This is a genomic window from Streptomyces paradoxus (assembly GCF_014202475.1).
Classification (GTDB): domain Bacteria; phylum Actinomycetota; class Actinomycetes; order Streptomycetales; family Streptomycetaceae; genus Streptomyces; species Streptomyces paradoxus.
Window position 1 is genome coordinate 276,744 of record NZ_JACHGV010000008.1, and the last position, 24,400, is coordinate 301,143.

The following is a 24,400-nucleotide window of genomic DNA, read 5'->3' on the forward strand; positions in this document are numbered from 1 at the left end:
CCACTGGAAGCTTTGGGAGCCGATCCATGCTGCTGATCCCCTGCCCGTGGTGCGGACCTCGCGACGAGGCCGAGTTCCACTACGGCGGCCAGGCCCATGTGCCGTACCCGGAGGCCCCGGCGTCCCTCACCGACGAGGAGTGGGCCCGCTACCTCTTCTTCCGCGACAACCCGAGGGGCCCCTTCGCGGAACGCTGGAGCCACGCCGCGGGCTGCCGCCGCTGGTTCAACGCCGTCCGGGACACGTCGACGAACGAGATCCTGACGGTGTACCGGGCGGGGGAGGAGCGCCCGGCCGTTCTCGAGGCACGTGCGGCGCAGGCAGCCTGTCCGGCGCGTGAGAACGAGGCCGTTCAGGCCGATACGGGGGTCTGGGGGCAGAGTCCCCAGCGGGGCCCGGGGGCAGAGCCCCTGGTTTCGGGAAGGGGCGGGGAGGGGGAGGACAACCAGCCCTTCCGCCACCCAACCCGAGGCCGGATCCAGCGCGACGAGCCCCTCACCTTCACCTTCGACGGCACGGAGTACCAGGGCTACAGAGGCGACACCCTCGCCTCCGCCCTCCTCGCCAACGGCGTCATCCAGACCGGCACCAGCATCAAACTGGGCCGCCCCCGCGGCATCTTCTCGGCCGGAGTCGAGGAACCCAACGCGGTCATCCAGATCGAGGAACCGTTCCCCGAGCCCATGCTCCCGGCCACCACCGTCGAGCTCTACGACGGCCTCGTCGCAACCAGCCTCCCCGGCCAGGGCCGCCTCGCCACCGAACCCGACCCGGCCCGCTACGACGCCGTGCACACCCACTGCGACCTCCTGGTCGTCGGCGCGGGCCCGGCCGGCCTCGCCGCGGCCGCGGCCGCCGCCCGATCGGGCGCCCGCGTCGTCCTCGCCGACGACCAGCCGGACCCCGGCGGCAGCCTCCTCGGCACCGGCGAACTCCTCGACTGGGTGGCCGAGACGACCGCCCGGCTCGACGCCGCCCCCGACGTACGGGTCCTGCGCCGCACCACGGTCTTCGGCTACTACGACGACAACCACCTGCTCGCCGTCGAGCGCCGCACCAACCACCTCGGCGCCGCGGCTCCCGAAAAGGTCTCCCGGGAACGCGTCCACCGCATCCGGGCCCGCCATGTCGTCCTCGCCACCGGCGCCCATGAACGCTCGCTGGCCTTCGCGGACAACGACCGGCCCGGCGTGATGCTGGCCGCTTCGGCCCGCGCCCACGTCAACCGCCACGGCGTCCTGCCCGGCCGCCACGCGGTCGTCTTCACCACCAACGACAGCGCCTACGCGGTGGCGCTGGACCTCGCCGCGGCGGGCGTCGCCATCGAGGCCGTGGTCGACACCCGTCCCGAACCGGGGGAGTGGGCCGACCGCACCCGCCGGGCCGGCATCGAGGTGCTGGCGGGCCACGCCGTCACCGCCACGGACGGCGCCCCCCGCCTCACCGCCGTGACCGTCGCCCCGTACGGGGAGACGACAGGGCGACGGGAGTTCGCCGCCGACCTGCTGCTGGTCTCCGGCGGCTGGAACCCGGTCGCCCACCTGTTCAGCCAGGCGGGCGGCAAGCTCCGCCTCGACGAGGAGCTCGGCAGCTTCGTCCCCGACACCGTCCGCCAGGCCGTCGAGGTCGCAGGAGCGGCCGGCGGCGTCCTCGACCTCGCCCGAGTCCTCGCGCAGGGCGCGGCCGCCGGAGCCCGCGCGGTCGAGGCCGAGGGCTACACCTCCGAGGCGCCCCGCCTGCCACAGGTGGCGGCACTGCCGCAGACGCCGCCCATGCGGGTCTTCACCGTCCCGGGCCGGGAAGGCGCCCCGCGTTTCGTCGACCTGCAGCGTGACGTCACCGTCGACGACCTGTCCCGGGCCACCGGCGCCGGTATGCGGTCGGTCGAGCACACCAAGCGCTACACCACGGCCGGCACCGCCAACGACCAGGGCAAGACCTCCGGCGTCCTGGCCAGCGGTGTCGTCGCCGAACTGCTCGGTGTGGACATCTCGGCGCTCGGCACGACCACGTTCCGGCCCCCGTACACCCCCGTCTCCTTCGCCGCCCTCGCCGGCCGCGACCGCGGCGTGCTGAGCGACCCGGTCCGCACCACCGCCCTGCACGAGTGGCATGTCGCGCACGGCGCTCTCTTCGAGAACGTCGGCCAGTGGAAGCGGCCCTGGTACTACCCGCAGGACGGCGAGGACATGGAGACGGCCGTGCTGCGCGAATGCGCCGCCGCCCGCGAGGGCGTCGCTTTCATGGACGCCTCCACCCTCGGCAAGATCGACGTCCAGGGCCCGGACGCCGCCGCCTTCCTGGACCTGCTCTACACCAACATGATGAGCACCCTGAAGGTAGGCATGATCCGCTACGGCGTGATGTGCCGCCCCGACGGGATGGTCTTCGACGACGGCACCGTCATCCGCCTCGGCCAGGACCGCTACCTGGTCACCACCACGACGGGCAACGCCGCCACCGTGCTGGACTGGATGGAGGAGTGGCTCCAGACGGAGTGGCCCGAGCTGAAAGTCCACTGCACCTCCGTGACAGAGCAGTGGGCCACCGTCGCCCTGGTCGGTCCGGAGTCCCGCGAGGTGCTCGGCTCCCTGGCGCCGCGACTGGCCGTGGCCAATGACGACTTCCCGTTCATGGCGTGGCGGGACACGACGGTCGCCGGCATCGAGGCCCGGGTGTGCCGGATCAGCTTCTCCGGCGAACTCGCCTACGAGATCAATGTGTCGCCGTGGGAGGCCATCGCCCTGTGGGAGGCGCTGTACGAGGCGGGCGCCCCGTACGGCATCACCCCCTACGGCACGGAGACCATGCACGTCCTGCGCGCGGAGAAGGGCTATCCGATCGTCGGCCAGGACACCGACGGCACGGTGACACCGCAGGACCTCGGCATGAGCTGGGCGGTGTCGAAGAAGAAGCCCGATTTCATCGGCAAGCGTTCCTTCGCCCGTGCCGACACCGTCCGCCCCGACCGCAAGCACCTGGTCGGTCTGCTCCCGGAGGACCCGGGCACGTTCCTCCCCGAGGGCACGCACCTGGTCGCCGACAGCGTGCTGCCCGCGCCCCCCGTCCCGATGCTCGGCCACGTCACGTCCAGCTACCGCAGCGCGGCCCTCGGCCGGACCTTCGCGCTCGCGCTGGTCAAGGGCGGACGCGAGCGCATCGGTGAGCGCCTCTACGCCCCCGTCGGTGACCGGCTGGTCCCGGTGACCGTCGCGAGCCCCGTCCTCTACGACCCCGAGGGAGCCCGCCGCGATGGCTGACACCGCCCGTACCGCCCCGCTCCGCAGCCCCCTGTCGCACGCCGCGGACCGGCTGGCCGCCGCGACCCGCACCTCCGGGGGCGCCGTCCGGCTCGCGGAACTCCCCTTCCTGACCCAGATCAACGTCCGCCTCGATCCCAAGGGAGCGGCGGCGAACGCCGTGGGGCTGGCGCTGGGGCTGCAACTGCCCGTCGAGCCCGGCACCGTCGTCCGCGCCGGGGAGCTGACCGCGCTGTGGCTCGGCCCCGACGAGTGGCTCGTGGTGGGCCCGCCGGGCGGCCGGCGCGGGCTGGAGAACCGGATCCGTGAGGCCGCCGGGGACGAGCCCGTGTCCGTCGTCGACGTCTCGGCTCAGCGCACCGCGCTTCTCGTCGCCGGCCCCCGTGCCCACGACCTGCTGGCCCACGGCTGCTCGCTCGACCTGCACCCGCGTGTCTTCGGCCCGGGACGCTGTGCCCAGACGACCCTGGGCCGCACCCAGGTCGTCCTGGTGGCCCGCGACGACCCGAGGGCCGGGTTCTGGGTACTGGTCCGCTCCTCTTTCGCCGGCTACCTGACGGACTGGCTGCTGGACGCCGCCGTGGAGTGGACGGGCTGACCCGGACGCCACGAAAGCGGCGGTCGGAGATCCGGATACCGGATCTCCGACCGCCGCTTGGCGTGCGAGTCCTGTCCTGGCCGGCGACCCGGCCTCAGCCCGTGTAGCCGAGACGGTGGCTGAGCTCGTCCGCCCCCGTGACGAGCACCTCCGCCAGTTCGTGCATCCGCCCCTCGGTCATCCGGAAGGCCGGTCCCGACGCGCTGAGGGCGGCGACGACCTCGCCCTCTTCGGAACGCACGGGTGCGGAGACGGCGTTGAGGCCCTCCTCGTATTCCTCCATCGTGATGGCGTAGCCCTGATCACGGGCCTGGGCGAGGTCCGCCTCCAGCTTCTTCCTGGAGGTCACCGTGCGCGGTGTCAGACGGGGCAGGCCGGTCTCGGTGAGGAGCTCGTCGCGGTCCTTCTTGTCGAGGTGGGCGAGGAGGATCTTGCCGCTGGACGTGCAGTGCAGCGGTGTCTGCCGTCCCACCCAGTTCTGGGCGGCGATGGCCGAGGTGCTGCGCACCTGGTAGAGGTTGATCGCGTGGTGGGATTCGAGGACGGCGATGTTCATCGTCTCGCCCACGTCGTCGACGAGGCGCTCGCAGATGCCCCGTCCGTGCCGGGTGACGGCGATACGGCCCGTCACGGCGCCGGCCAGGCGCACGACCCCGAAACCGAGACGGTACTTCCCGCGCTCGCTCTCCTGCTCGACCATCCCGTGCGCTTCCAGCGCGCCGAGCAGACGGAAAGCGGTGGACTTGTGGACGTCGATCGCCGCGGCCACTTCACTCACGCCCGCCTCGCCGTGCTGGGCGAGGATCTCCAGCACGGCGACAGCACGGTCAACGGACTGCACTCCGCCACTCGGAGCGCCTGCGGACTCGGCACCGTAGTTGCTCATGGCGAAACCCTAGGTGAAATGGTCAACAGGTGTGAGGGGGTGGAGGCCGATTTCCTCAGCGGAAGACGACCGTACGGTTGTCGTTGACCATGATGCGGCTCTGGCTGTGCCATTCCACCGCCCGCGCCAGGACCTGCGCCTCCACGTCACGCCCCAGGGCGACCAGGCTGTCCGGTCCCTGTGAGTGGCTCACACGGACGACGTCCTGCTCGATGATGGGCCCTTCGTCGAGGTCCGGGGTGACGTAGTGGGCCGTCGCCCCGACGAGCTTGACGCCGCGCTCGTGCGCCTGGACGTAGGGACGGGCGCCCTTGAAGCTCGGCAGGAACGAGTGGTGGATGTTGATCGCCCGGCCTTCGAGCTGCTTGCACAGGTCGTTCGACAGGATCTGCATGTAGCGGGCGAGGACCACCAGGTCGATGTCCAGCTCCTCGACGAGCTCCAGCAGCCGCGCCTCCGCCTCGGGCTTCGTCTCCCTGGTCACGGGCACGTGGTGGAACGGAATGCCGTAGCTCTCGGCGAGGGGTTCGAAGTCCCGGTGGTTGGAGACGATCGCCGGCACCTCGATGTTCAGCGCGCCGGTGCGGCAGCGGAAGAGCAGGTCGTTCAGGCAGTGCCCGAACTTCGACACCATGATCAGCGTGCGCGTCGGGGTCGACGCCTCGTACAGCTGCCAGGAGATCCGGTACGCCTCCGCCACCGGGGCGAAGCCGGACTTCAGGTCCTCCAGTGTCATGGCCGGGTCCGTGACGTCGAAGTGCACCCGCATGAAGAAGCGGTCCTTGAGCCGGTCGTCGAACTGCTGGCTCTCCTGGATGTTCCCGGAGTGCCGGACGAGGAAGCCGGTGACGGCGTGGACGAGGCCCGAGCGGTCGGGGCACGACAGCGTGAGGACGAACTCACGGCCGGATGTGGGTCCAAGAGACACTGAGCCCTCCCTGAGGGAAGTGCGTATTGCGCAACAGTGGGACTGATACGCAACATGGTCCCGGCTCCGGCGGCCCGTGGTCAAGGTCTTGACAGTGCTTCGGGTGGACTGCACTGTGAGTTGCGTAGCAAGAGGCTCGTTGCGTATGAGGCAACCACTCGCCCGACCGGGGCGCTGCACTCCGAGGTGAACCATGACTACGACCGGCCTGCCGGACAGCCTGATCGCGACCCTTCCCGGCGACCACTACACCGACCCGGAGATCTTCCGCCTGGAGCAGGAACACATCTTCGAGTCCATGTGGTTCTGCGCGGCACGCTCGTCGGAGCTGGCGAAGCCGGGTGCGTTCCGGACCGTGGACGTCGGGCGGGAGAGCGTCCTGCTGACCCGCTCGCGGGACGGCTCCGTCCGGGCCTTCTTCAACGTGTGCCGGCACCGGGGCGCGAAGCTCTGCACGCAGGAGTCCGGCGAGGTGAAGCGGGCCTTCCAATGTCCGTACCACGCCTGGACGTACGACCTGAACGGCAAGCTCGTCGCGGCCCCGAACCTGACCAAGATGCCCGACATCGGCCGCACCGAGTACGGCCTGGCGAGCGTGGCGGTGCGCGAGTGGCTCGGCTACGTGTGGGTGTGCCTGGCCGAGAACCCGCCGCCGTTCGAGGGGTCGGTGATCGCCGACGTTGTCGCGCGCCTGGGCGACGTCGAGTCCATCGAGCGGTACGACGTCGAGAGCCTGGAGGTCGGCCGGCGGATCGTCTACGACGTCAAGGCCAACTGGAAGCTCATCATCGAGAACTTCATGGAGTGCTACCACTGCGCGACCATCCACCCGGAGCTGACCGAGGTGCTCCCGGAGTTCGCCGACGGGTACGCCGCGCAGTTCTACGTGGGGCACGGCGCCGAGTTCGGCGCGGACGTCCAGGGTTTCACCGTGGACGGCTCGGAGGGCCTGGACCGCATCCCGGGCGTCACCGAGGACCAGGACCGCCGCTACTACGCGATCACCGTCCGGCCGCAGGTGTTCATCAACCTCGTCCCCGACCATGTGATCTTCCACCGGATGTTCCCGGTCGCGGTCGACCGCACGATCGTCGAGTGCGACTGGCTGTACCTGAAGGGTGTCGTGGAGAGCGGCCGGGACGTCAGCCGCTCCGTGGAACTGTTCGACCGGGTCAACCGGCAGGACTTCGACGCCTGCGAGCGCTGCCAGCCGGCCATGAGCTCGCGGCTGTACGCCAAGGGCGGCGTCCTGGTGCCCAGCGAGCACCACATCGGCGAGTTCCACGACTGGGTCCAGGACCGCCTCGGTACCCGCGCGAACCTCGCGGAGCGCTAGTCGATGGCCCGCAAGGCACCCGCCGAGGACCCCGGCGACTCCCGTCTGCGCGTGGGCCCGCCCAAGGACCACGCCGCGGGCGTCCCCGCGGTCACGTCCTCCCTGCGTCACGCCCACGCGCAGATGGGCGTCCGCCGCAGTCTGCTCACCCTGCTGAGCGTCAACCAGAAGTCGGGCTTCGACTGCCCCGGATGCGCCTGGCCCGAGCCCGGACACCGCCACCGCGCCGAGTTCTGCGAGAACGGCGCCAAGGCCGTGGCCGAGGAGGCCACCCTGCGCCGGGTCGGCCCGAGCTTCTTCGCCGAGCACCCCCTGGCGGACCTGGCCGCGCGCAGTGACTACTGGCTCGGCCGGCAGGGCCGCCTCACGCACCCCATGTACCGCCCGGCCGGCAGCGATCACTACCGGCCGGTCTCCTGGGACGAGGCGTTCGCCGTCGTCGCCCGGGAGCTGCGCACACTCGACTCACCGGACGAGGCGGCCTTCTACACCTCCGGCCGGGCGAGCAACGAAGCAGCCTTCGTCTACCAGCTCTTCGTCCGGCTCCTCGGCACCAACAACCTGCCCGACTGCTCCAACATGTGCCACGAGTCGAGCGGTTCGGCCCTGACCGAGACCATCGGCATCGGCAAGGGCAGCGTCCGGCTGGAGGACCTGTACGAGGCCGACCTGATCCTCGTCGTCGGGCAGAACCCGGGCACCAACCACCCCCGGATGCTCTCGGCACTCGAAACGGCCAAGGACCGGGGAGCCCGGATCATCTCGGTCAATCCCCTTCCCGAAGCCGGCCTGCTGCGCTTCAAGAATCCCCAGCGGCCCTCCGGGGTGCTGGGCGGCGGCACCCGACTCACCGACCTGTTCCTGCAGATCAGGCTCGGCGGCGACCAGGCCCTGTTCCAGGCCTTCAACCGCATGCTCCTGGAGGCGGAGGACGACGCCCCCGGCACGGTCGTCGACCACGACTTCATCACCGCGCACACCCACGGCTTCGAGGACTTCGCCGACTGGGCCCGCAAGACGTCCTGGGACGACGTCCTGGAGGCCACCGGCCTGTCGGCGCGGGAGATCCGGGAGGCGTTCCAGGAGGTCCTGGCCGCCGAGAAGATCGTCGTCTGCTGGGCCATGGGCCTCACCCAGCACCGCCACTCGGTGCCGACCATCCGCGAAGTCGTCAACTTCCTTCTCCTGCGCGGCAACATCGGGCGCCCCGGCGCCGGACTCTGCCCGGTGCGCGGCCACTCGAACGTCCAGGGCGACCGGACCATGGGCATCTACGAGAAGCCCGACGCCGCCTTCCTGGACGCGCTCGGCGCGGAGTTCGGCTTCGAGCCGCCGCGCCCCCACGGCCACGACGCGGTGGACACCATCCGGGCCATGCGGGACGGACGGGTGCGGGTCTTCGTCGCCCTCGGCGGCAACTTCGTCTCCGCCGCCCCCGACACCGATCTCACCGAGCGCGCGCTGCGCAACTGCGAGCTCACGGTGCAGATCTCCACCAAGCTCAACCGGTCCCACGCGGTGGCCGGCCGCCAGGCCCTCATCCTGCCCTGCCTGGGCCGCACCGAAGCCGACCTCCGGTCCGCCGGAGAGCAACAGGTGACGGTGGAGGACTCCATGGGCATGGTGCACCTCTCGCGCGGCCGCCTGGCACCCGCCTCCGACTCCTTGCTCAGCGAGGTCGCGATCATCTGCCGGATGGCGGACGCCGCCCTCGTCAGCGACGGTCCACCTGTCCCCTGGGCGGACTTCGAGGCGGACTACGACCGGATCCGGGACCGGATCGCCCGGGTGATCCCCGGCTTCGAGGACTTCAACGCCCGGGTGCGGGCGCCGGGCGGCTTCGCCCTTCCGCACCCGCCCCGCGACGAGCGGCGCTTCCCCACCAGGACCGGACGGGCCAACTTCAGCGTCAACCAGCTGGACGTCCTGCGTGTCCCGGCGGGACGGCTGCTCCTGCAGACCATCCGCTCGCACGACCAGTACAACACCACCATCTACGGCCTGGACGACCGCTACCGCGGCATCCACCAGGGCCGCAGGGTGCTCTTCGTCCACCCGGACGATCTCGCCGCCCAGGGCCTGGCCGAAGGCGAACCGGTCGACATCGTCAGCGAGTTCTCCGACGGCGTCGAACGCCGGGCCCCGGCCTTCCGTACGGTCGCCTACCCCACCCCGCGCGGCTGCTGCGCCGCCTACTTCCCCGAGACCAACGTCCTCGTCCCCCTGGATTCCACCGCGGACATCAGCAACACGCCGACGTCCAAGTCGATCGTGGTCCGGCTGGAAGCGGCCCGCTGACCGGGCAGCCGCCGTAGTCGCCATGCGGCAGCCTTGCTCATCGGGCCGGCAGCCACGCGTCGATGGCGGCCGCGAGGTCGTCCTGGCCCTCGAAGACGTGTCCGTTCATGCCGACGGCTTGCGCCGCGCGGACGTTCTCCTCGCGGTCGTCGACGAAGAGGAAGTCGGCGGGTGCGGCGTGCAGGGCGGTGACGCAGTGCTGGAAGGCGGCCGGGTCGGGCTTGGCCGCACGGATCTTTCCGGAGAAGGCGACGAGGTCGAGGTCGTGCAGCCAGGAATGGGCGGCGAGGAAGGCGTCCGCATGATCTGCCGGGATGTTGGACAGCAGGGCGACCCGGGCACGGTCTCCGAGGTTGCGCACATAGGCGACCATGCGCTCGTCGACGCGGGACCAGCTGTCGATGTCGGTGAGCCGTAGCTCTTCGATCGTGTCGGCGTCGGTGGGGCGGGACAGGGCCTGCAGTACGTCGGTCCAGTACGCGGACGCGGTGTGCCGGCCGGCGTCGTAGGGCTGACGGTGGGTCCAGTAGGCCGTGGTGAAGGCGTCCGGGGAGGTGTGGCAGCGGGCGGCCATCTTCTCCAGGGCGCCCGGGCGTTGGTGGCGGGCTATGACCCCGAAGAGGTCGAAGAGCACGATGCGGCTGCGGTCGGTGGACATGGGGCGGTTCCCTTGGGGTCTCGGGGCGTTCGGTTCAGTGCCGGTGGGGCAGGGCGCGGGCGAGTGAGCCGAGTGCGGCCAGGGCGTCGGGGCCCGCCGGGGCGAGCACGACGCTGGTCGCGCCGGCCGCATGGCGGGCACCGATCGCCGCGCGGGCCTGGGCCGGGGTGCCGGAGACGCTCAGCTGACGGACCCAGTCGGCGGGCATCGTCCGGGCGAAGTGCCGGGCGTCGGGGCTGGCGGTGCGGTGGGCGTGCAGTTCGGTGGCGAAGGGCAGCGGGGCTATGTGCGCGGCCCACTCCGGTTCGCCGACCGGCTCCAGGGCGGCGCGGACGCGGGTGAGGGCGGCTTCCTCGTCGTCGTCGACGGCGCCGGCGTCGTAGGTGACGATCTCCGGACGGTTCGCCGGGGCGGCGCGGCCCAGGTTGCGCAACGAGGCGGTGATGTAGGCGGGTGCGGCGGGCTCGGCCAGCAGGAGTCCGTCGGCGACCTCGCCCGCGGCTTGCTGCGACTTGGGGCCGCGGACACCCAGCACGACCGGCGGGACGACGTCCGGGACCTCGGTGAGGACGACGCCTTCGCAGCGTACGTACCGGCCGTTCACGGGGCCGGGCTGCCCGGCGACGAGCAGACGCAGCGCGCTCGCGTACTCCTTGATCAGCGTCAGGGGGCTGGCGGGCCAGGACCCGGCCTGGCGCATCCAGCCGGGCATGCCGTGGCCGATTCCCGCGATGAGCCGGCCGGGGTGGAGCTGGGCGAGGGTGGCCAGGTCCATCGCGGCGAAGCCCACGTTGCGGGCGCCGGCGGGCATGATGCCGATCCCGACGGTGAGGTCGGTGGTGGCGGCCAGGACGGTGGCGGCCTGGGCGACACCCCCGCGCCAGCCGAGGTCCTCCACCACCCAGACCTGGTCGAACCCCAGCTCCTCGGCACGGCGGGCGAAGGGCAGCACGTCGCGGACGGGGAGGTCGCGGGGCAGCATGACACCGACACGGCCGCGGGCGGGCCGTGCGTGGGACTCGGACATCGGGGGCTCCTTCGGTCGGCTGAGGCTTCCCTCCCCGGCCCTGGCGACCGGGGGAGATGAGGGCTTGTGCGGCACGGCTGTCAGGGACCGTGCCGCACAAGCGGTCAGTGGGTGTCGGCTGCCATCTCGCGCCGACGGGTGCTGCCGGATCCGGTGCGCAGGACGCGGGCGCCCACGGCGGTGGTCACGCACAGCAGGGTCAACAGGACGAAGGCCTCGTTCAGTGCGACGAGGTGGGTCAGCCAGCCGATGACGGCAGGCCCGGCGAGCATGCCGACATAGCCCAGCCCGGCGACGCGGGAGACGTTGGCCCCGGCGGCGGAGGGATCGGCGTGCCCGGCCGCACTGAACAGCTGCGGGACGCAGCCGGACAGGCCGCCCCGAGCCCGAGCACCACCAGCAGACCGCCGAGCGCGGCATGGCTGATCCCCACACGTTCCTCGATCGCGGGGATCTGCACCACCCAGGTGCCCAGCAAGGTGCCGTACAGGACGAAGTAGACATAGGTCGCCACGCGGGCGGCTCGCAGGGAACGCTCCATGCCGCCCACCGTATCGAACATCCATAGTGTTTGAAAATCCCGTTAATGAACAACTTAGATGTTCGTTTCTTGGTGGTGTTCAATCGCGGTATGAGCAATGCAGACCGGCACAGGCTGATCGCGAAGGCCGTCAGGGACTCCGGGGAAGCCACGGTCCAGGAACTGGCGGAGCTGACCGGCGCCTCGGAGATGACCATCCGGCGCGACCTCGACACCCTCGCCGCCCAGGGCGTCCTCGAACGCGTCCGCGGAGGGGCACGCACCCTGCTGCTCCGGGGCGAGGAGCCCCCCTTCGCGCTGCGCGCCCACGAGGCGGTCGACGCCAAACGCCGGATCGCGGCCGGGATCTCCGCACTCATCGCGGACGGCGAGAGCGTCCTGCTGGACAGTGGCACCACCTGTCTGGAGGTCGGCCGCCTCCTGCGTGAGCGGTCCGTCACCGTGATGCCCCTGTCCCTCCAGGCCATCCACCTGTTCGGCGAGACACCCGGCCCGGCCACACTGGTCGTGCCCGGCGGACAGCCCCGTGCCGCCGAGGGAGCCCTCACGGGCCCCCTCACCCTCGCCTCGCTGGCCGCCCTGCGCTTCGACACCGCCGTCATCGGCTGCTGCGGGCTGACGGCGGCCGACGGCCTGACCGCCTACGACCTCGACGACGCCGCGGTGAAGAAGGCCGGCATCGCCTCCGCCCGCCGCGTCATCGGCGCCGCCGACGGCAGCAAACTCGGCCACACCGCCTACGCCTACGTCGGCCCCGCCGCCCTCCTGCACACCCTCGTCACCGACACCACCGCAGCCGCCGGTGAAGTCACCGCACTGGAAGTCGGCGGCACCGTCGTCCGGACCGTGTGACAGACCCTCTCGGCCCCCGGCGTCGGCCCCACGGCCGACGCCGACGGGCGCGGGGTCGTCTCAGAGGTGCTGCTCGGTGGCCCGGGTGCGGTGGTACTCGTCCTGGCGCTCGTCCGTGATGTACGCCGGCACCGGCAAGTCCCACCAGCCGGGCACTCAGGGACCCGCGGCGTCGCGGTCCGTCGGTACCTCGACCAGAGCGGGTGCCCCGGACTGGACGGCCTTGCGCAGGGTCGGCTCCAGGGACGCGGCGTCGTTGACCTTCCACGACTCGATCCCGAAGGCCCGGCCCATGGCCGCGGAGTCGGGGCTGCACGGCGAGCCGTCGGGGTGCGAGAACTCGGTGCCGATGTGCCGGAGGGCCGCCTCGTTCCTGCGGACGTCGGCAGGGTGAGCCCGTCGCGCGACCCCTTCTCCCTCAGCACTCGATGACATTGACCGCGAGCCCGCCCCGAGCCGTCTCCTTGTACTTGACCTTCATGTCGGCACCGGTCTCCTTCATGGTCTTGATGACCTTGTCCAGGGAGACGTGATGGCGGCCGTCGCCCCGCAGGGCCATCCGTGCCGCGGTGACGGCCTTGACCGCGGCCATGCCGTTCCGCTCGATACAGGGGATCTGGACCAGGCCGCCGACCGGGTCGCACGTCAGACCCAGGTTGTGCTCCATGCCGATCTCGGCGGCGTTCTCCACCTGCTCCGGTGAACCGCCGAGGACCTCCGCGAGGCCGCCCGCGGCCATCGAGCAGGCCGCACCGACCTCGCCCTGACAGCCGACCTCCGCACCGGAGATGGAGGCGTTCTCCTTGAACAGCAGGCCGATTGCACCGGCCGCCAGCAGGAACCGGACGACTGCGTCGTCGTCGGCGCCATGGACGAAATTGACGTAGTAGTGCAGGACGGCCGGGATGATGCCGGCCGCCCCGTTGGTCGGGGCGGTGACCACGCGGCCCCCGGCCGCGTTCTCCTCGTTGACAGCCATGGCGTAGAGGGTCACCCACTCCAGCGCCCGCCCGGCCGGATCACCGTCGGCCCGCAGCGCCTTGGCCACGGCGGTCGCCCGGCGGCGGACCCTCAGCCCGCCCGGCAGGATCCCCTCACAGGACAGTCCGCTCGCCACGCACTCCCGCATCACCCGCCAGATCTCCAGCAGACCGGTACGGATCTCCTTCTCGCTGCGCCAGGACAGTTCGTTCTCCAGCATCAGCGCCGAGATCGACAGGCCTGTCTCCCGGGTCAGCCGCAGCAACTCGTCACCGCTGGTGAACGGGTACTTGAGCACGGTGTCGTCCAGCGTGACCCGGTCCGCGCCCACCGCGTCCTCATCGACGACGAAGCCGCCGCCGACCGAGTAGTACGTCTTCTCCAGCAGCACCGTGCCCTCGGCGTCGTACGCGAACAACGTCATGCCGTTGGCGTGGTACGGCAGTGAACGGCGGCGGTGCAGCACCAACTGGCTGTCCGCGTCGAAGCCGATCTCGTGGGCATCGCCGAGGTCGCGGCCCAGCAGCCGGAGCCGCCCCGTCGACGTGATCCGCTCGACGTCCCGTCCGGCCTCGGCCACGTCCACCGTGTGCGGCTCGTTGCCCTCCAGGCCGAGCAGCACGGCCTTGGGGCTGCCGTGGCCGTGTCCGGTGGCGCCGAGGGAGCCGAAGAGCTCGGCCCGCACCGCTGCCGTGCGGGCGAGGAGTCCTTCCCCCTCCAGCCGCCCGGCGAACATGGCGGCGGCGCGCATGGGGCCGACGGTGTGCGAACTGGACGGCCCTATGCCGATGGAGAAGAGGTCGAAGACGGAGATGGCCACGAGCGGGCTCCCGTTTCCTATTGAGCAACTGGACTCTCTATGTGCAACAGCCTTTCTCGCGGGTTCGGGGGTTGTCAAGAAGGCGGACGGCCTCGATCGGGGCGCTGGGCGAGCCACCCGGCGGTGATCGCCTGGTCAGGCGTCAGGCGTCAGGCGTCAGGCGTCAGGCGTCAGGGTCAGGCGTCTGGCGTCACGCGTCGGCTGCGCCGGGGCGCGAGGGCGGTTCGGCGTCGGTGACGCGGGTGGCGAGATTGCTTTCGAGGCGTTCGAGGACGGCCAGGGCCTCGTCGAGTTCGGCGTCGGTGAGGTCGCCGCCGACGTAGCCCTCCAGGCGGGCCCAGACGTCTTCGACCTGCCCGCGCAGGGCCTGGCTGGCGGCGGTGGGCTCGACCAGGACGGAGCGCTTGTCGCTGGTGGAACGCACGCGGCGTACGAAGCCGGCCTTCTCCAGGCGCTGGATGGTACGGGTCATGGTGGCGGCGTCGGCACCGACGTGCCGGGCGAGGTCGGTCTGGCGCATCCGTCCCCGGTCCCAGAGCTGCATCATCACCAACTCCTGGGCCGGGTGCAGGCCGACCTCGCGCAGCAGTTGCCCGGCGAGCATGCGGTGCAGGCGGGCCACCCGGAAGATCGCATGGCTGATCGGCCCCCGGCGTGCGGCCTCGGGGAGTTCCCCCGTCTCGGGGACCTGGGATGTTGCCTCGGTTTCCATGGTGCTGCCTTCTGCCCTCTCCCGTGCGGCCGTTCCTGCGGGGCCGGTCGCGGCAGCCGGCGCTGGGGCCGGCTGCCGCGTGCAGGTTCCCGGGCCCGCCTCCTGAGGGCAGGGTATGTGCTGCTCAGGTGTGGCATGCCCGGCGGACACGGGTCCGCCGCCGGACGTCAGGCGCGGGCTTCGTCCAGCGTGGGGAAGTCGGTGTAACCCTGCTCGCCGCCGCCGTAGAAGGTGGCGGGGTCGGGGGAGTTGAACGGGCCGCCCTGGGCCAGGCGGGTGGGCAGGTCGGGGTTGGCGAGGAAGAGGGCACCGTAGGCGAGCAGGTCGGCGGTGCCGTTCTCCACGAGTTCCAACTCGGCCGGCCCGGTGGGCTCCTGGCCGGTGAAGGGGTTCAGGATGAAGGTCGTGGGCCATGCCTTGCGCAGCCGGAGCACCAGGTCACGTACCCCGGGTGCCTCCAACTGGTGCAAGTAGGCGAGGTTCAGCGGGGCGAGGGCCTCGACCAGGGCGGTGTAGGTGGCCGCGGTGTCGGCGGTGTCGGACTCGTCGATGTCGTTGTAGGGGTTGCCGGGGGAGAGGCGGAAGCCGACCTTGTCGGCGCCGATGGCTGCCGCGACGGCCTTGGTGGTCTCCACGGCGAAACGGATGCGCTTCTCGGGGCTGCCGCCCCAGGTGTCGGTGCGCCGGTTGCTGTTGGGGGCCAGGAACTGGTGGATGAGGTATCCGTTGGCACCGTGCAGCTCGACGCCGTCGAAGCCGGCCTCGATGGCGTTGCGGGCGGCGGTGGCGTACTCGGCGATGGTGGCGCGGATCTCGGCGTCGGTCAGCTCGCGCGGGGTGACGAAGTCCTGGGGTCCTTCGTGGGTGTACACCTGCCCGGCGGCCGCGACGGCGGAGGGGGCGACGGGCTGCAGGCCCGTCAGGGCCGGGTGACCGACCCGTCCGGTGTGCATGATCTGCAGGTAGATCACGCCCCCCTGTGCGTGCACGGCGTCGGTCACCTTCCGCCATGCGGCGACCTGTTCGGCGGTGTGGATGCCGGGGGTGTCGGGGTAGCCCTGACCGATCCTGGAGGGCTGGGTGCCCTCGGTGACGATCAGTCCGGCGGAGGCGCGCTGCGCGTAGTAGTCCGCCATCAACGGCATGGGGCTCTGGCCGGGGCCGTAGGCCCGGCTACGGGTCATGGGCGCCATCACCAGGCGGTTGGCCAGGTGCTTGCCACCCAGCTGGTAGGGGTCGAACGCCTTCGACATCGTCATCTCTCTTTCGCGGGAAGAGGCTGTTACTTGTCCGAACAGGAAAATGGCCGTTCAGTCTTCCCCATGAGGTGTGTGAGCTGCGTCACTCGCTGACGTGAGAGGTGTGGAGAATTACTTGTTCGAGCAGATACAGGCAGGCTTCCGATGCCTCCTCGCGAGGCTGCCGCTCATGAACATCTCGTTGCCGATGCGTCCTGCCGGTGCCGGGGCGCTGATACTGGCCGGGTTTGCGGTGAGGGGCGGGAGGCCGGATGGACGGGACGGTGTGGGCGGGTCTGGTCGCCGGCTTGCTGATCGCGGTGGTGACCGCGCCCGCGGGGGTGTCCGGGGCGGTGTTCCTTCTGCCGGTTCAGCTGAGCGTCTTCGGCGTGCCCAGCCCGGCGATCACGCCGACGAACCTGCTCTTCAACGTGGTGGCCGGGCCGGGCGCGCTCTGGCGTTACCGCCGCGACGGAGCTCTGCGCGGCGGCCTGGCCCGGCGCCTGGTCGCCGGCACGCTCCCCGGCGTCGTGCTGGGCGCCGCGCTGCGCGTCTTCGCTCTGCCCGGACCAGGTGTGTTCCGGCTGCTGATCGCCGCCCTGCTCCTGCCGCTAGGGGTGTGGTTGTGTGTCCGCACCCTCAAACCGGCCCGTGGCCGTTCTGCCCCGGCGGGGGACCCGTCCCCGGTGGCGCTCGCCGCCCTCGCGGTGGCGGTGGGGGTGGTCGGAGGGATCTACGGCATCGGCGGCGGATCCCTCCTCGGACCGGTCCTCGCCGCCCGGGGTCTGCCCATGACGCGGGTGGCGCCGGCCGCACTCGCCGCGACGTTCGCCACCTCTGTCGTCGGCGCCGGTGCGTATGCGTTGCTGTCCTTGGCCAGCGTCGGCGACGTCGCACCCGACTGGTGGCTCGGGCTCGCCTGCGGCATGGGCGGGCTGGTCGGCGGCTACATCGGTGCCCGCCTGCAGCCCCGCCTGCCGGAGACGGGCCTGCGTCTTCTCCTCGGCGGCCTGGCTGCAGGCCTGGGCATCCTCTACGTCGTGCAGGCCCTGGTTTGAGGCGCCGAGTCCGCCGCGGCGCCTTCGAGGGCAGGGCGCACTGTCAGTTGTCTGTGTCCTTGGGCTGTGCTGCGTCCTCGGGTGCAGCCGCCGGCTCCGAGACCGGGGCCGTGTAGAAGACGGACCTGCCCTGCTTGGAGCGCTCGGCCTGGCTCTTTGCCACGAGTCCTTCGAGGGTGACGCGCACGACCTTGGCCGCGATACCGCGGTGGGGGTGGGCTTCGCTGAGCGCGGTGGAGATCTCCGCCGCCGAGCGCGGTTCCTTCTGCTCGGTGAGATGGCGGCGGATGAGCTCGACCAGCGTGGGCTCGGCGGCCTTGGCGCTGTCCGCCCTCTTGGCCACGGGCTTCTTGGCTGCTTCCTTCTTCGCTGCGGGCTTCTTGGCCGTCTTCTTCGCCGGCGTGGCAGCGGACTTACCTGCCTTCTGCTTCTCGCCGGCCGCCGCAACGGCCTTCTTCCGTCGCGGAGAAGGCAGCACGGCACTCTCGGACTCGGCTGCGGACCCGCTCGGCGGTGTGGTGATGCCCAGTGCCTGCTGCATGCTCACCAGCACGCCGTGGTCGTGCTGGAGAGCGGCGAGCTGCTCCTGGAGGGCGGTGATTTCCGCACCGATACGTTCTTGCTCCTTGAGGTTCGCTTCGAGATCGCCGGTCACCTGGGCGATGTACTGCGATGCCAGTTCGGTGGCGGGAATCGCTGTCTCGGGCATGGCACTGACCTTTCCTCGGCGTCGAAGGCATGCTGCGGGTGATGCGTGTACTGGAGCGGGGCTTCAGCGGCCCGGTGTGGGAGTTGTGCGTTCCGCAAGCTGCCTTGGTGAGTGATGGTACGGACTTGAGGAGTCAGTTGTTCCAGACGAGCGGTGTCCTCTTTCTGGCAGGGGCGCCCGAGGCCCGCAGCAGGCTGACTGTCTGACGTAGTTCGAGACGACGTCGTGCATCTCATGGGTGAGCTGGGCGCGTTCGGCGAGCGGCCCCTCGTCGAGCCGTCGAGGAACCGGTGCCCGGGCGGGGCGATGCACCGCGCCACGGTCGCCAGTACGTCGTTTCCCAGTCGCCGGATGACATCGGTGGCCGGCCGGTGCCGCACCAGCTTGCCCTCCCGGGTCGGGCGAACCAGACCCGCGTCGCGCAGGGTTCGCAGGGCACGGGGGACCTGCGGTTCGCTGGAGCCGAGCCGGGCGGCGAGCTCCGAGGTCGTGATGGGCTCGCCCAGCAGATGACGGCACAGCTCCATCCGCGCGGGCGAGGTCAGCGCCATCAGGCGGTCGTGCAGGTCCCCGCAGGGTCAACTGTCCGCCCGGCGAGGCGGCGGGCACCGGGTACTGCACCGCCACGCACGACGGGTGTTCGTGCTTGACCGTGAGATGGAGCCACACGCGGGCGGACGGGACGAGAACGAGAGGCCGCGGAGCCCCCTTCACCTCGTCGATCTGCAACTTGTCCAGCCGAACGCGCTCCCCGGGCCCGACCCGGGCCGCCGTCGGCAGCGACTCGCCGAGCACATCGGCCGGGGGCCGGGCCGCCAGCCTGCGGCGTACCTCCCGGGCGTGGTCCTCCAGAACCGGCCGCAGGGTCCGCCAGTCCTCGGCGAAGAACGCCGCGTCGGCGGCCCGCAGCACGGCCAGGAGCCGGTCCCGCAGGTCCAGCGGGTCCGCCACCAGATGCCGGGCCAGTTCTCCGTGGGCGTAGGAGCGGCGCAGACAGCGGGCTGTCCGCACTGCGGGAGGACGGACCGGCCTGTTGAGGCGGTCACCAGTGGGGGCTGCCCACCAGGTAGGCGATACCCGCGAGGACGGCCAGGACCAGCGCGGGGATCGCCAGCCCCTTGGCGATCGAGGTCAGTGTGTTCGTAGCGCTCGCCGCCTGCTTCGTGTGGTGCTGCTGCCGATTTCTCAGATCATGCTGGGCGATCGCGCCGGCGACCAGCGCCACCGCACCGGTGATCAGACAAATGATGAGAGGCGTGAGCGCTCCGTGCTCGCGGATGTTGTCCTCGACGTTGCCGTACACCCCTTCGGTGCCCCGTTCCGTGAGGGCCGCGACCGCCCTTTGAATGGCCAGTACGAGCGCGCCGATGGCTGCGACGGCCAGGGCGAGAGCGGCACCGGCCAGGGCGGGAGCGCGCCTGTCCGTTCGAGGGGCGGGTGCGGTTCCCGCGGGCGGTGTCCTGGGACGGGGCGGGGTGCGCGGGTGGCCGATGACCACCGTCGGCGACTTGTTGTCGCCCCCTCCATGAGGCGGCTGCCCGGAACCGTTCGACGGGCCGGTCCCGGGCCCCGTGCCGCCGGACCCGTGCGCCGGGGCCACCTCCGCCTCGACATGGATCACCGACTCGTCGGCAACACCCTTCAGCACGATGTCACCCGACAGGCGCCCCTCCGTGGCCGTGTCGACGTGGACCTCCAGACCGCTGCCGGTCGGGTCGACCCGCAGCCACGACTGTTTGGGCTGGGCCACGCAGTGGCGGGCCAGCGGTGGGCCGTGCATGGTCACGGACTGCTGGTGAGGGGTGGAACCCTTCTGCAGGAGGCCGAAGTCCAGGTGGTCCGGCGACGGTGCCAGCCGGATCTTGCCCAAGGCGTCGGACGCCATGCCGGCGATCTGCTGGATGTCGTTGCGCGCGACCTCCTCCAGGTGCTGACGCGCCCCTTCCGCCACGGGCAGCTCCGTGTGCTGCAGCCGTTTCTGCAACTCCAGCACAGCGCCCTGCCGGGTGAGGAACTCCTCGCTGCTCATCGCGGTCTGCAGGGAGGGCGGTGAGGGAATGGCGACGATCTTGATGCGGCCGCGCCGGCTGTGTGCCAGGTGCAGCTCCCCGTGCAGCTCCGCCGCTTTCTTCGGCGTCTGATGGGGGTTCTGCTCCCGCACCTGTCGGTAGACGTACTCATACAGGTCGTCTAGGGAGACCCTGCCGTCCACGTCGAGGTCGGCCTCGCCGGTCTCCAGGCCCTCGACCACGGCGTGCGTGAACACCGACGGTTGCGGGGCGGAGGAGTCGTCGGCGAGTTGGTTGCCCTCGAAGGCGTACTCCATGGAGTCGGAGGCTGTGATGACGGCCCAGCCCCGTCCGCTGACCGGCTCGTCCTTCGCGAAGGATTCGAGGACGTTGACGTCGCCGGACGCGCGCACGGAGGTGGAGCCCCGGGAGAAGGCCCCGCCGTAGCAGCAGTCGAGGAACAGGACGGTGCGGCCGGCCCGCGTGACGGACATGCAACTGCGGACGAACTGTGAGGGGACGGCCGTGGCGGCGAGCAGCGGGGGCTCGGTGTCGCTCGCGGCGAAGTACAGCTCGCCCGACTCGCTCTTGAGGCCGTGGCAGGAGAAGTGCAGCAGGAGCGTATCGGCGCGGCGGCGGTCGTTGAAGAAGCCCTGGATGCGCCTGCGCATGAGGTCGGCCGACGCGTTGTGCACGACCTCCACGTCGAAGTCGCCGATCTGCGGGTCGTGCAGCACCTTCTCGAGGGCCGCGGCGTCCTGGGCAGGGGCCCTGAGCTTCTTGAGCCCCTGGTCGGTGTACCGGTCGTTGGCGATGATCAGCGCGTGTCTGGACTCCGTCATGGCTCGGCTCCCGCCGGCGAATGGCGCTGGACGAAGATCTTGAACGCCTCGGCGACCTGGTCGTCGGTCGCCTCCGACACCTCCAGGACGTCGTCACCCATCCGCAGGTGCAGGGACGGGTGTGTGTCGTGGCGACGGCCCACCCACGACCGGATGACGGTCATCACCTGGCTCAGGGCGGTTGCCGTGCTGCCGAGGGTCACCAGCAGGGCACCGATCTGAGTGACGTCCACGGCCCGCGCTCCGGCGGGGACCTCCCCGCCGGGAAGCGTCGTGACGTCGTCCACGTCGAGGTCGAGCAGTTCCTCACGCAGGTAGCCGGTCAGCTCGGCGACGCGTTCCGCTTCCGCGTCCTCTTCGGTGAGAAGGATGTGCAGTTCGTTGTCCACCGTGTCAGCCCCTTTGTTCGTGCTCTTCGGGGCGGCGCAGAGTCGAGGTACCGGTGGGCTCTACGTCATCGTTTACAGTTTCCGCTGCTCAGAGCCGGGGGGCAAGTCGCCCACGGTGGAATGAGTTTCACGGTTCAACCGTAAGGTTTCGGCTTCAACTTGGCCCGGCCCATCGTCGGCGAGGTCCTCCGCGGACGAGGCGCGCCGAGGACGGGGCGATGCCGCGCTACGGACCGATAAACCGCATTCAACTGATTGTCACTGCTTCGAAGTAAGCATCTCGTCTCCCTGGTGGTTGCGGCCCGCCCAGCGGCTAGCTTTCTGCAGGTGGACGGATCGCCGTGATCCTTCCCGCTCGTTGCCCATTCCTCCCTGTCTCCCGGTCGGCGCATCCGTGTGCGCCGGGCGCCCCGTCGTGCAAGGAGAGACTCCCTCCCGATGACCGTCGACAGCATCCCGGAAACCCGGACCACACCCGGCGCGGCGCAGCAGTCGCTGAGCACCGCCGCCGCCCGCAACCTCGCCACCACCACCAAGTCCGCCCCGCAGATGCAGGAGATCACCTCCCGCTGGCTGCTGAGGATGCTGCCCTGGGTCGAGGCCAAGGGAGGCGCCTACCGGGTCAACCGGCGGTTGCGCCACACTCTCGGCGACGGACGCATCGAGTTCGTCCAGGAGGGCGCGACGGTCCGGGTGATCCCCCGGGAACTCGGTGAACTGGCCCTGCTGCGCGGATTCGAGGACACCAGCGTCCTCACCGCTCTCGCCGACCGATGCACACAACGCGACTTCGCGGCGGGCGAGGTCCTCGTCGAGCGTGGCGGCGCCGCGGACCGGATCCACCTGATCGCCCACGGCCGGGTCAGCCAGACCTCCGTGGGCCAGTACGGCGGAGAGATCGCCATCGCGGTCCTGGCGGACGGCGACCATTTCGGCGAGAACGCCCTGCTCGACTCCGACGCCCGCCACGACAGCACGGTGACCGCCGAGACCTCCGGCACCCTCCTCACCCTCTCCCGGGCCGACTTCGCCGCCGTCCAGGCCTCGGCACCCACCCTCCAGGCCCACGTCGAGGCGTTCGGCTCCCGCTCACGGCTGCGGCAGAACAAGCACGGCGAGGCCGAGATCGCCCTGTCGGCGGGTCACGTCGGCGAGGCCGAACTGCCGGGCACCTTCGTCGACTACGAACAGCAGCCGCGCGAGTACGAACTCTCCGTCGCGCAGACGGTACTGAGGATCCACACCCGGGTCGCCGACCTCTACAACGGTCCGATGAACCAGAGCGAGGAGCAACTCCGGCTCACCATCGAGGCCTTGCGGGAGCGCCAGGAACACGAGCTCATCAACAACCGCGAGTTCGGGCTGCTGCACAACGCCGACTTCAAGCAGCGCATCCAGCCCCGTTCCGGCCCGCCCACCCCGGACGACATGGACGACCTGCTCTGCCGCAGGCGCGGCACCAAGCTGTTCCTCGCCCACCCCAGGACCATCGCGGCCATCGGACGAGGCTTCAGCGCCTGCGGTCTCTACCCCGACCACGTCGACCTCGGCGGACAATCCGTGCCCGCCTGGCGCGGGGTCCCCATCCTGCCGTGCAACAAGATCCCGATCAGCAAGGAGCAGACCAGCTCCATCATCGCGATGCGCACCGGCGAGGAGAACCAGGGCGTCATCGGCCTGCGGCAGACGGGACTTCCGGACGAGTACGAAGAGGGCCTCTCGGTGCGGTTCATGGGCATCAACGAACAGGCGATCAACTCCTACCTCGTCAGCACCTACTACTCCGCCGCGGTGCTCCTGCCCGACGCCCTCGGCGTGATGGAGAACGTGCAGATCGCCTCCAGACCGCGCTGACCCCTGATCCGAGGCACACCTCCGTACGACGGAGCGCCCACCCCACCGCAGCAAGGAGCCGCCGATGCCCGACTCCGGGCCCCTCGGAACATCCCCTCCCGAACAGCGGCCGACGCCGCCCACAGCCCCGCCGGACGTCCCCGCCCCCGTGACCCCAGGGCTCCCGGCCACACCGACCGCCCGGCACTTCCTCGCCGCACTGCATCCGCCGGTCACGATCCCCGACCCGCCGCCGCCGGCGGCCGCCCCCGTACGGGACACACCTGACGCAGCCGAGGCCGGCTCCGCGCTCCAGCGGATCCTGCGCGGGCCCACCGGACCCGGCACGACCTCGCTCTCCCTGGCCGACCGGTACAGACTCCCGGTCGCGGCCCCGGATCCGGAACCCCCGGCCGCCGCCCCGCCCGCGGAAGGGCGAGCCGTCCCCGGCCTCTACTACCACCCCGTCCCGGAACCCGACCCCGCACGCGTCGAGGAGGTGAGCCGCCGGATCAAACGCTGGGCCGAGGACGAGGTCCAGCTCTACCCCGAGGAATGGGAGGGCCAGTTCGACGGATTCTCCGTCGGCCGCTACATGGTCGCCTGCCATCCCGACGCCCCGACGGTCGACCACCTGATGCTCGCCACACGGCTCATGGTCGCGGAGAACGCGGTGGACGACTGCTACTGCGAGGACCACGGCGGCTCACCCGTCGGTCTCGGCGGGCGCCTCCTCCTCGCGCACACCGCGATCGACCCCTTCCACACGACCGCGGAATACGCGCCGGCGTGGCTGGAGTCGCTCGCGTCGGACGCCCCGCGCCGGGCGTACACCAGCGCGATGGACTACTTCGTCCGCGCGGCAACGCCCTCGCAGTCCGACCGCTACCGGCACGACATGGCCCGGCTGCACATGGGCTATCTCGCCGAGGCCGCCTGGGCGCAGACCGGTCACGTCCCGGAGGTGTGGGAGTACCTGGCGATGCGCCAGTTCAACAACTTCCGCCCCTGCCCCACGATCACCGACACCGTCGGCGGCTACGAACTGCCCGCGGACCTGCACGCCCGGCCGGACATGCAGCGGGTCATCGCCCTCGCCGGCAACGCGACCACCATCGTCAACGACCTCTACTCGTACACCAAGGAACTCGACAGCCCTGGCCGCCACCTGAACCTGCCGGTGGTGATCGCGGAACGCGAGCAACTCTCCGAGCGCGACGCCTATCTGAAGGCCGTCGAGGTCCACAACGAACTCCAGCACGCCTTCGAGGCCGCCGCGGCCGACCTCGCGGCGGACTGCCCCCTGCCCCCGGTGCTGCGTTTCCTCAGGGGCGTGGCCGCCTGGGTCGACGGCAACCACGACTGGCACCGCACCAACACCTACCGCTACAGCCTGCCCGACTTCTGGTAAGGAACGGACATCTC

Annotated in this window: 20 protein-coding genes and 2 pseudogenes; 8 read left to right on the top strand and 14 right to left on the bottom strand. The window is 70.9% G+C overall.

Annotated elements, in window-relative coordinates; all coding sequences use genetic code 11:
• Positions 1-26 precede the first annotated feature (26 nt).
• Both HNR57_RS26165 and HNR57_RS26170 read left to right on the top strand, forming a co-directional pair.
• Positions 27-3,260: a sarcosine oxidase subunit delta family protein gene (locus tag HNR57_RS26165; RefSeq protein ID WP_184563475.1), complete on the top strand. Its 3,234-nt coding sequence runs from the start codon at positions 27-29 to the stop codon at positions 3,258-3,260.
• On the top strand, positions 3,253-3,858 hold the full coding sequence (locus tag HNR57_RS26170; protein WP_184563477.1) for a sarcosine oxidase subunit gamma: 606 nt from the start codon (positions 3,253-3,255) through the stop codon (positions 3,856-3,858). The genes HNR57_RS26165 and HNR57_RS26170 overlap by 8 nt, the downstream gene beginning before the upstream one ends.
• Positions 3,859-3,952: 94 nt before the next feature.
• Here the strand turns inward: HNR57_RS26170 and HNR57_RS26175 are convergent, their stop codons facing one another.
• The gene (locus HNR57_RS26175) at positions 3,953-4,744 is read right to left on the bottom strand and encodes an IclR family transcriptional regulator (protein WP_184563479.1); all 792 of its coding nucleotides are present in this window, start codon (positions 4,742-4,744) and stop codon (positions 3,953-3,955) included.
• Between the two features lie 55 nt (positions 4,745-4,799).
• Entirely contained in the window at positions 4,800-5,672 is an 873-nt protein-coding gene (purU, locus tag HNR57_RS26180) for a formyltetrahydrofolate deformylase (protein WP_184563481.1), read from the bottom strand.
• Positions 5,673-5,865: 193 nt separating this feature from the next.
• Between purU and HNR57_RS26185 the strand changes: the two genes are divergently transcribed.
• Together HNR57_RS26185 and HNR57_RS26190 are read left to right on the top strand one after the other, a co-directional pair.
• The gene (locus HNR57_RS26185) at positions 5,866-7,008 is read left to right on the top strand and encodes an aromatic ring-hydroxylating oxygenase subunit alpha (protein WP_184563483.1); all 1,143 of its coding nucleotides are present in this window, start codon (positions 5,866-5,868) and stop codon (positions 7,006-7,008) included.
• A gap of 3 nt (positions 7,009-7,011) precedes the next feature.
• Positions 7,012-9,306, top strand: a complete 2,295-nt coding sequence (locus tag HNR57_RS26190) for an FdhF/YdeP family oxidoreductase (protein ID WP_184563485.1) — start codon at positions 7,012-7,014, stop codon at positions 9,304-9,306.
• A 37-nt stretch (positions 9,307-9,343) separates the two neighbouring features.
• On the opposite strand, the gene HNR57_RS26195 is transcribed toward HNR57_RS26190, so the two are convergent.
• The 3 genes and pseudogenes from HNR57_RS26195 to HNR57_RS26205 form a co-directional block, all read right to left on the bottom strand.
• Positions 9,344-9,964: an HAD family hydrolase gene (locus tag HNR57_RS26195; RefSeq protein WP_184563487.1), complete on the bottom strand. Its 621-nt coding sequence runs from the start codon at positions 9,962-9,964 to the stop codon at positions 9,344-9,346.
• 34 nt (positions 9,965-9,998) lie between these two features.
• Positions 9,999-10,991 carry an LLM class flavin-dependent oxidoreductase gene (locus HNR57_RS26200; protein ID WP_184563489.1) on the bottom strand — a complete coding sequence of 331 codons (993 nt, stop codon included), beginning with the start codon at positions 10,989-10,991 and terminating at the stop codon, positions 9,999-10,001.
• 104 nt (positions 10,992-11,095) lie between these two features.
• Positions 11,096-11,368 (bottom strand): annotated as a pseudogene (locus tag HNR57_RS26205) (MFS transporter); the annotation flags it as partial.
• 254 nt (positions 11,369-11,622) lie between these two features.
• Between HNR57_RS26205 and HNR57_RS26210 the strand changes: the two are divergent.
• Positions 11,623-12,384: a DeoR/GlpR family DNA-binding transcription regulator gene (locus HNR57_RS26210; RefSeq protein ID WP_184563491.1), complete on the top strand. Its 762-nt coding sequence runs from the start codon at positions 11,623-11,625 to the stop codon at positions 12,382-12,384.
• Between the two features lie 156 nt (positions 12,385-12,540).
• Here the strand turns inward: HNR57_RS26210 and HNR57_RS26215 are convergent, their stop codons facing one another.
• The 4 genes from HNR57_RS26215 to HNR57_RS26230 all read right to left on the bottom strand — a co-directional run bounded on the left by HNR57_RS26215 (position 12,541) and on the right by HNR57_RS26230 (position 16,150).
• A complete protein-coding gene (locus HNR57_RS26215) occupies positions 12,541-12,819 on the bottom strand; it encodes a thiamine pyrophosphate-dependent enzyme (protein ID WP_246554941.1) in 279 nt (92 codons plus the stop codon).
• Entirely contained in the window at positions 12,803-14,185 is a 1,383-nt protein-coding gene (locus tag HNR57_RS26220; protein WP_184563492.1) for an L-serine ammonia-lyase, read from the bottom strand. The genes HNR57_RS26215 and HNR57_RS26220 overlap by 17 nt, the downstream gene beginning before the upstream one ends.
• Positions 14,186-14,375: 190 nt before the next feature.
• The gene (locus HNR57_RS26225) at positions 14,376-14,897 is read right to left on the bottom strand and encodes a MarR family winged helix-turn-helix transcriptional regulator (protein WP_184563494.1); all 522 of its coding nucleotides are present in this window, start codon (positions 14,895-14,897) and stop codon (positions 14,376-14,378) included.
• A gap of 167 nt (positions 14,898-15,064) precedes the next feature.
• The gene (locus HNR57_RS26230) at positions 15,065-16,150 is read right to left on the bottom strand and encodes an alkene reductase (protein WP_184563734.1); all 1,086 of its coding nucleotides are present in this window, start codon (positions 16,148-16,150) and stop codon (positions 15,065-15,067) included.
• A gap of 257 nt (positions 16,151-16,407) precedes the next feature.
• Here HNR57_RS26230 and HNR57_RS26235 point away from each other — a divergent pair, with 257 nt between their 5' ends.
• A complete protein-coding gene (locus HNR57_RS26235) occupies positions 16,408-17,193 on the top strand; it encodes a sulfite exporter TauE/SafE family protein (RefSeq protein ID WP_184563496.1) in 786 nt (261 codons plus the stop codon).
• A gap of 43 nt (positions 17,194-17,236) precedes the next feature.
• Here the strand turns inward: HNR57_RS26235 and HNR57_RS26240 are convergent, their stop codons facing one another.
• The 5 genes and pseudogenes from HNR57_RS26240 to HNR57_RS26255 form a co-directional block, all read right to left on the bottom strand.
• Complete coding sequence (locus tag HNR57_RS26240; protein ID WP_184563498.1) at positions 17,237-17,902, bottom strand: hypothetical protein; 666 nt, start codon at positions 17,900-17,902, stop codon at positions 17,237-17,239.
• On the bottom strand, positions 17,845-18,453 hold the full coding sequence (locus HNR57_RS39735; protein ID WP_313674779.1) for an ArsR/SmtB family transcription factor: 609 nt from the start codon (positions 18,451-18,453) through the stop codon (positions 17,845-17,847). The genes HNR57_RS26240 and HNR57_RS39735 overlap by 58 nt, the downstream gene beginning before the upstream one ends.
• 109 nt (positions 18,454-18,562) lie before the next feature.
• A pseudogene (locus HNR57_RS39740) lies at positions 18,563-18,913 on the bottom strand (DUF5937 family protein); the annotation flags it as partial.
• A 31-nt stretch (positions 18,914-18,944) separates the two neighbouring features.
• Positions 18,945-20,753: a caspase family protein gene (locus HNR57_RS26250; RefSeq protein WP_184563500.1), complete on the bottom strand. Its 1,809-nt coding sequence runs from the start codon at positions 20,751-20,753 to the stop codon at positions 18,945-18,947.
• Positions 20,750-21,142, bottom strand: coding sequence for a hypothetical protein (locus HNR57_RS26255; RefSeq protein WP_184563502.1), 393 nt, complete (start codon positions 21,140-21,142; stop codon positions 20,750-20,752). The genes HNR57_RS26250 and HNR57_RS26255 overlap by 4 nt, the downstream gene beginning before the upstream one ends.
• A 438-nt stretch (positions 21,143-21,580) precedes the next feature.
• Between HNR57_RS26255 and HNR57_RS26260 the strand changes: the two genes are divergently transcribed.
• Together HNR57_RS26260 and tcp are read left to right on the top strand one after the other, a co-directional pair.
• The gene (locus HNR57_RS26260; RefSeq protein WP_184563504.1) at positions 21,581-22,996 is read left to right on the top strand and encodes a family 2B encapsulin nanocompartment shell protein; all 1,416 of its coding nucleotides are present in this window, start codon (positions 21,581-21,583) and stop codon (positions 22,994-22,996) included.
• 64 nt (positions 22,997-23,060) lie between these two features.
• Positions 23,061-24,386: a 2-methylisoborneol synthase gene (gene tcp / locus HNR57_RS26265; RefSeq protein ID WP_184563506.1), complete on the top strand. Its 1,326-nt coding sequence runs from the start codon at positions 23,061-23,063 to the stop codon at positions 24,384-24,386.
• Positions 24,387-24,400 lie beyond the last annotated feature (14 nt).